At 67.2% G+C, this 6,916-nt stretch carries 7 protein-coding genes; all 7 read right to left on the reverse strand.

Annotated elements, in window-relative coordinates:
* Nucleotides 1-248, reverse strand: a 248-nt coding sequence (locus tag NTX40_08400) for a thiamine pyrophosphate-dependent enzyme (protein MCX5649099.1), incomplete at its 3' end; no start/stop codon positions are given.
* Nucleotides 249-399: 151 nt separating this feature from the next.
* Nucleotides 400-1,248 (reverse strand): NAD(P)H-hydrate dehydratase, encoded by an 849-nt coding sequence (locus tag NTX40_08405; protein MCX5649100.1) that lies wholly within the window; start codon nt 1,246-1,248, stop codon nt 400-402.
* Nucleotides 1,249-1,292: 44 nt separating this feature from the next.
* The gene (gene larB, locus NTX40_08410; GenBank protein MCX5649101.1) at nt 1,293-2,081 is read right to left on the reverse strand and encodes a nickel pincer cofactor biosynthesis protein LarB; all 789 of its coding nucleotides are present in this window, start codon (nt 2,079-2,081) and stop codon (nt 1,293-1,295) included.
* A 20-nt stretch (nt 2,082-2,101) separates the two neighbouring features.
* Nucleotides 2,102-2,788, reverse strand: coding sequence for a phosphate uptake regulator PhoU (locus tag NTX40_08415; protein ID MCX5649102.1), 687 nt, complete (start codon nt 2,786-2,788; stop codon nt 2,102-2,104).
* Between the two features lie 27 nt (nt 2,789-2,815).
* On the reverse strand, nt 2,816-4,057 hold the full coding sequence (locus NTX40_08420) for a Na/Pi symporter (GenBank protein MCX5649103.1): 1,242 nt from the start codon (nt 4,055-4,057) through the stop codon (nt 2,816-2,818).
* 125 nt (nt 4,058-4,182) lie between these two features.
* Nucleotides 4,183-5,196 carry a tRNA (adenosine(37)-N6)-threonylcarbamoyltransferase complex transferase subunit TsaD gene (tsaD, locus tag NTX40_08425; GenBank protein ID MCX5649104.1) on the reverse strand — a complete coding sequence of 338 codons (1,014 nt, stop codon included), beginning with the start codon at nt 5,194-5,196 and terminating at the stop codon, nt 4,183-4,185.
* Between the two features lie 32 nt (nt 5,197-5,228).
* Nucleotides 5,229-6,740, reverse strand: a complete 1,512-nt coding sequence (locus NTX40_08430; protein MCX5649105.1) for a S41 family peptidase — start codon at nt 6,738-6,740, stop codon at nt 5,229-5,231.
* Between the last annotated feature and the right edge of the window lie 176 nt (nt 6,741-6,916).

A 6,916-nucleotide genomic window follows, 5' to 3' on the forward strand; every position in this document is an offset into this window, starting at 1 on the left:
CCGCGGCCCTTGCAGTAGCCGGTCGCCTTGCCGCAGAGTTCCGCCATCATCAACTTCAGATCGGCGCCGAGCGCGATGCAGTGGCCGTGGCCGCGGTGCGTGCTGGTGGCGTAGTCGCGTTCGGTGATGGCGGAGCATGCGCCGACGGCGACGGCCTCCTGGCCGGCGTAGACGTGGCTGGCGCCCTGGAGGACGTTGCGCGCCAGGAGTTCGAAGACCTTGTCCTCGAACGCGCGGATTTCCATCATCCGCCTGAGGAGGCCGATCTTCGCGTCCTTCGACAGTTCCCCGGCCGGGGCGGCCTCCTTCGGCTTCGGTTTTGCCTTCGCTTTCGGCCGGGGTTTTGTCTTACCCATTCGCATCTCCCGAACATCGATCCTGTGCAGAAAAAGCGCAGGATTATACGCGTAGAGCCTCCGGAACGCAATCCAGGAGGTCCATCGCGGTAAGGCCCAGGATTCCGAGGCGTTCGGCCGCCAGGTCCCCCGCCCTGCCGTGGGCCCAGACGGCCAGGACGGCGGCCTCGAACATGGGCATCCCGGCGGCGAGGAAGGCGGCCATCATGCCCGTGAGAACGTCGCCTGCGCCGGCGGTCGCCATGCCGGGGTTGCCGGTCTCATTGACATAGAGGCGCTGGCCATCGCAGACGACAGTGCCGGCCCCCTTGAGGACGGCGACGGCGCCGAGACGAGCGAGTCGCTCCGCAGCCGCCTCGCGGTCGGCCTGAATCGCCTTGACGGTGGTCCCAAGGAGACGGGCCGCCTCGCCCGGATGCGGCGTCAGGATGAGGCCGTTGCGCGCCCTAGCGACGACTTCGGCGGCGTCCGCGGCGACGGCGTTCAGGCCGTCCGCATCGAGGACGATCGGAATTTCGACCCCTTCCAGAACGGCCCGGACCACAGAGCGGATGGCGGGCGTCCGGCCGAGGCCCGGACCGAGAGCGACGGCGTCCTGACCGTCGGCGAGTTCGAGGACCCTCTCGGCCGCCTCGGCCCGGAGGCACGCGCCGTCGTCCGGCAAGGGGGCGGTCGTGCAGCACGGGGCGAGGGCCGCCACCGTATCGAGCGCGGCATCGGGCGTCGCGATCCTGACGAGGCCCGCCCCGGCGCGGAGCGCGCCATTGCCGACGAGCGCGGCCGCGCCGGCCATGCCGCGGCTCCCGGCGACGACCAGCACCAGCCCGGCCGTGCCCTTATGGGCGTCGCGGGGACGCGACGGAGGTTGGGGGATGTCGGTGATGCGCTTCACGTGGTTGCCCTCGTTCAACGGCACGCGCCGGGCAAGCGCGGCGGCTAAGTATCGGCTTCAGGGCGATTTTCGGCCAATCGTCCGGCGCTGCGGAGGATCATGGCGGCGAGGCACCCGGCGCCGAAACCGTTGTCAATGTTGACGACGCCGACGCCCGCCGCACAACTGTTGAGCATCGTCAGAAGCGGCGCGAGGCCCCCGAAACACGCCCCGTAGCCGACGCTCGTCGGCACGGCGATGACCGGCACGTCCACCAGGCCGCCGACGACGCTCGCCAAGGCCCCTTCCATGCCGGCAACGACGATGACGACGGACGCCTCCGCGAGAGCCTTCGAGTGGGCCAGCAACCGATGAATCCCCGCGACGCCGACGTCGTAAAACGTTTCGACGCGGCATCCCAGGAATTCGGCCGTCACGCGGGCCTCCTCGGCGACGGGCTGGTCGCTGGTGCCGGCGGAGACGACGGCCACGCGGCCCGGGAGCCGGACGCTCTCGCCTTCCTGCGCCAGAACGATGGCCCTGGCGGATTCATGGTAAACGGCCTTGGGATGGGCGGCGCGGACGGCCCCGTAGAGGTCCGGCCCCGCGCGGGTCGCCAGGACGGTCGCCCCGCGCTCGGCGAGGCGTCCGACGATGGCGAGGACCTGCTCGGTGGTTTTGCCCTGGCAGAAGACGACCTCGGGGAAGCCGCACCGCAGGGCCCGATGGTGGTCGAGTTTTGCGAAGCCGAGGTCCTCAAACGGCATGTGGCGGAGGCGTTCGGCGGCCTCGTCGGGCGAGAGGGCGCCCTGGGCGACGGCGTTCAACAATTCGCTCAGGCGTTTGGCGTCCACAGGTCAGGTCCGCAGAGGGCTCAGGTGGATTCGGGCTCTTCGGGCTCGTCAACGTAGTCGATCCGATGAACGGGCGAGACGACGGCGGTCGCGATGTTCGCCAGGTGCGCCCCGATGCGCTTCAGGTGCCGCGCCAGGAGCGAATAGGCCACGGCCTCGTCGGTGGGGACGGTGTCGCGCTCGCGCAGAAGTTGCCGAATCACGAGTTCGCATTCCTTGCCGACCTGGCCGAACGTCTGGATGACCTTTCGGGCCTTGCCCATGTCGCTCTGGCCGAAGGCCTCCTTCGTCAGGGTGAACAGTTCCTCCGTCTGGGAGCGGATGCGCTCGAGGGGATCCAGGTAGCGTCGGGTGGTGAACTCGCGCGTGTAGAACTTGCCGACCTCGAAGATGTTTTTGCAGTAGTCGCCGATGCGTTCGGCGTCCTTGACGACGCTCATGAGGATCAGACAGGCGGCCAGATTCGCATCCGGGCGGACCGTCAGGTGCTTGACGATCTGCGAGCGGATGGACTGTTCGAGCCGGTTGACCTCCTTGTCGCGCCGGTAGAGGGGGTCCTGGACGGCCTGCCAATCGACGCGGCTGAAGAAGACCTCGACGGCCTGCTGGAACATCCAGTGGGTCTCCTCCAGCATCCGGTCGAATTCCTCGAACATCTGGCCGAGGGCGTCCTTGCCTCGCCAGGCCTCCAGGAGTTCTCGCAACATGGCCCTTCCCCTCCAACGCCATTCACATTACCGGAACCACCACTCTATCACAAGCACAACAACAGGCAGCAAGAAAAAGAACAAGAGGATGTGCAGCACGGCATATCGCTTCGTCCGGGCACAGACCCCCGCCCACCACAATGCCAAACCGATCGGCACTCGCCGCAGCGGATACCAGATGGCCGTCCCCGTGACGTTGAACAGCATATGGCTGAAGGCCAGCGCGACGCCGACCTGGGCCTGGGCGGGGGTGTCGGCGGCGGTGGCAAAACTGGCGATGATGGCCGTCAGCGTCGTTCCGATGTTAGCCCCCAACGTGTACGGGTAGATCTGCCGCAAGGTCAACAGCCCCGCCCCCGTCAACGGCACCAAGAGCGATGTCGTCACGCTCGACGACTGGACGATACTCGTCAGGATGAGCCCGACGGCGAACGAGGTGAAGTCATTGCGGAAGAGGACTCGGTCGAGGAACCGCTCCACCGACTTCACCACGAGGCTGTGAAGCACCTTCGTCAGGAGCAGCAGCGCCACGAAGAGCGTCACGACTCCCAGGATCGCCAGGAGGATGCTCGCCGTCACGAGTTCGAGGCCAAACACGCTGCCGAGCAGCCCGCTCGTGGCCGTGACCAGGGGCGCCACCGCCTCCTTCAGGGCATTCGTCGGCTCCTCTCCCGTTGGCATCCCGCTATAGAACCCGTGCGCCAGGTACGACGCCGCGCGTTCCAGGAGCCCCCTGCCCGTCACCCTGAGAACGACGTACTCGATCGGCAATAGGACACACACCGTGAGCACATTGAAAAAATCATGGACGATGGCGGCGCCGTAGGCCCGCTCGAACTCATCGCGGCGCCGGATCTGCGTGAAGGAGACGCCCGCGTTCGTGACGCTGGTGCCGATGTTCGCGCCCATGATGATGAAGATGGCCTGGTGGAGTGTGAGCGGCGTCGTGGCGACCAGCGCGACCGTAAACGAGGTCGTGAACGAGGAACTCTGGAAGATGCTCGTCGCCAGCAGGCCGACAAAGAGGCCTACGAGGGGGTTATCCGCGTAGGCGAAAACCCGATAGACGACGGGGCGGTACTCCAGGCTCTTCGCACCCTCGGTGGCGTGCTTGTCGTAGTCGGGGTTCTTGCCGAGGGTCTTCAGACCCTCCCCCATCATGGCCATCCCGCCGAGGAAAAAGTACAGCAGCACGAGCACCAGGAGGACCTTGACGGCGATCTTCCAGGTGGGCTGGCGCGGTTCCGCCCGTTCGCTGAGTACCGTCATCGGCCGGCGGCTCCATCGGAGAATTGGCCAGAGGAGGCCATTCCCTGAAATCCGTCAGAGTCCGAGATTATAGGGGCCCGGACGGCCCTGGCAACCGATTTCGGCCCCCGGCCGCGGGATGTGCGTCAGTCGGCCCGCGCCTCGAGGTCCAGGTCGGCGAAGCGGCCGGCACGGGCGTAATGGTAGGCCAGCCCGGCGACCATGGCTGCGTTGTCCGTGCAGAATCGCATCGCGGGTAGGAGCACCTCGATCCCCGCGCGGCCGGCCTCTTCCTGGAGCCGGGCGCGCAGACGCCGATTCGCCGCCACCCCACCGCCCACGATCACCCGGTCCACGCCCGACGCTTCCGCCGCGCGAAGCGTCTTCGTCACGAGGACGTCGACGACGGCCTCCTGAAAACTGGCGGCGACGTCGGCGGTTTCCTCGGGCGCGAGAAGCGTCGCGCGCCGCTTCGCCTCCGCCCCTTTCCCGCGCACGTGGTACAGGACCGCCGTCTTCAGGCCGCTGAAACTGAAGTCGAACGAGTCCGGCCCGAGCCAGGAGCGCGGAAACGTGACGGCCTTCGGGTTTCCGCCTTCGGCGGCGCGGTCGACGCTCGGCCCGCCCGGATATTCGAGCCCCAGGATGCTGGCGACCTTGTCAAACGCTTCGCCGGCCGCATCGTCCGTCGTCGCGCCGAGCAGCCGATGGTCGGCCGGGCCCTCGGAGCGATAAAGGCTCGTGTGGCCTCCGGAGACGATCAGGCTGACGCAGGGGAACGGGAGCGCGTCGCGCTCGAGGCAGGCGGCGTAGATGTGGCCCTCGATATGGTTGACGCCGACCAGCGGAACCCCGCGAAGCCACGCCAGCGTCTTCGCCGCCGACAGGCCCAGCAAGAGCGACCCAATGAGGCCGGGGCGGTGGACGACGGCGACGGCGTCGAGGGCGTCGGCCGGCGTGCGGGCCTCCTGGAGCGCCTCCGCCACCACGGGCACCAGCGCCTCGATGTGCGCCCGGGAGGCGATCTCCGGCACCACCCCGCCGTACTTGCGATGGATTTCAATCTGGGTGGCGACGATGCTGGAAAGGACGCGGCGGCCGTCCAAAACGACCGCCGCGCACGTCTCGTCGCACGAGGTTTCGATGCCCAGGATCTTCATCGGCCTTGGGGCCTGCGCTCCCGGCTCTGCGGCTAGGCGGCCTTCTTGAGATACTTCTCGATGACGTCCATGCTCCGCAGGACGTCGAGCGCCCGCTCCAATTGCCGGTCGGTCGGCGCGGCCGCGGGAGCGGCCTGCGGCGCTGCGGGCGCGGCGCCGGGCGCCGAAGGCGGAAGTTCCTCCTCAAGCCCCTCCGAGCCCGGGGCCGGCGGCCGCTCGGGCGCCGGCGGAGCCGACTCAGGCGCCGGCGGGGCCGACTTGGGCGCCGGCACCGCCGACTTGGGCGCCGGCACCGCCGACTCGGGCGCCGCTCCCTCCTTGCCCGCGCCGCCCTTGCCGTTGCGGATGACGTCGGCTTCCTGGCGCGCGCGGACGACCGCGACGTATTCCTCCGGTTTCACCGGCACCAGGATGTCGGGCACGACGCCCCACTCGTCTTTCTCGGTCATGTTTTCCTCGCGATGGATGTTGCGGCCCTTCGGCAAATAATACTTGCTGGTCGTCAGTTTCAGCATCGCCTTGTCGCCCTCCAGCGGGATAAGGTTCTGGACGCTTCCTTTGCCGAAGGTTCGCTCGCCGACGACGATCGCCCGGTTGTGGTCCTGAAGACACCCCGCGACGATCTCGCTCGCGCTCGCGCTGAAGGGGTTCACCAGGACGACCATCGGAAAGTAAGGCAGGGTCCCCTCTTTCTTGGCGACCGCTTCCCAGGGGGGAACGGTCCGGCCCTTCGTCTGGACGATGACGCCCTCGGAGATGAACAGGTCGCACACGTCCACCGCCACACGCAGTTGCCCGCCCGGGTTGAACCGCAGGTCCAGCACGAGGCCCTTCACCCCGTCCGCCACGAGCCTTTCGAGCACCGCTCGCAGTTCGTCGGATGAGTTGTCCACGAATCCCGTCAGACGCACGTACGCAATCTTCCTCTCCGGGTCGAGCATCCACGACCACTGGTTCTCGGCATCGCGCTTCGGGCCCTTGACGGTGCGCACCTCGATGACGGCCCGCGTGATGGTGATGTCCGCCATCTCGCCCATCAGGTGGCGAACCTTGATCTTCACCTGCGTTCCCGGCTCGCCGGTCAGGATCTTGACCGCGTCGTTCAGCGTGATGCCGTCCGCCGTCTTGCCGTTGATCTCCAGGATGATGTCGCCCGCCTGCACGCCCGCCTCGAACGCCGGCGTATCCTCCAGCGGGCTGATGACCATCAGCATGCCCCGCATCATCCCGATCTGGATCCCGATGCCGCCGAACTTCCCGCGCGTCATCTTGTTGAACTCGTCCGCCTCCTCCTCCGGAACGTAGTCGGAGAACGGGTCCAGGCCGCTCAACATCCCCCGGATTGCGTTCTTAAACATCTCGTGCGCGTCCACATCGTGAACGTACTGCTTCTGGACCACCCGCAGGATCTCGATGAATCGGTCGTATTCCCCGAAGATCTTGTCGTCGGCGCTCTTGTCCGGGACGGCCCCGGCAAACGCCCACGCCAGCAGACACCCAACCACCAGAACCGACACCAGGCCCATCAAACGCTTCCGTGCCATCCGACGCCTCCTTACCGCCCACGCTCGATCCGCAACACGGATGCATTGTAGCCCGCCCCATCGGTTTTTCAATAGTCGGCCTCGCCCTTTTTCGCCACCACCCGGACACCTCCTTCACGGCCGTCGCCCGGCCGGGATTGTGGATAACTTTTTGGAGGAGGTTTTGGGGGTATTTT

The sequence above is a fragment of the Planctomycetota bacterium genome (assembly GCA_026387035.1).
GTDB lineage: Bacteria > Planctomycetota > Phycisphaerae > FEN-1346 > FEN-1346 > JAPLMM01.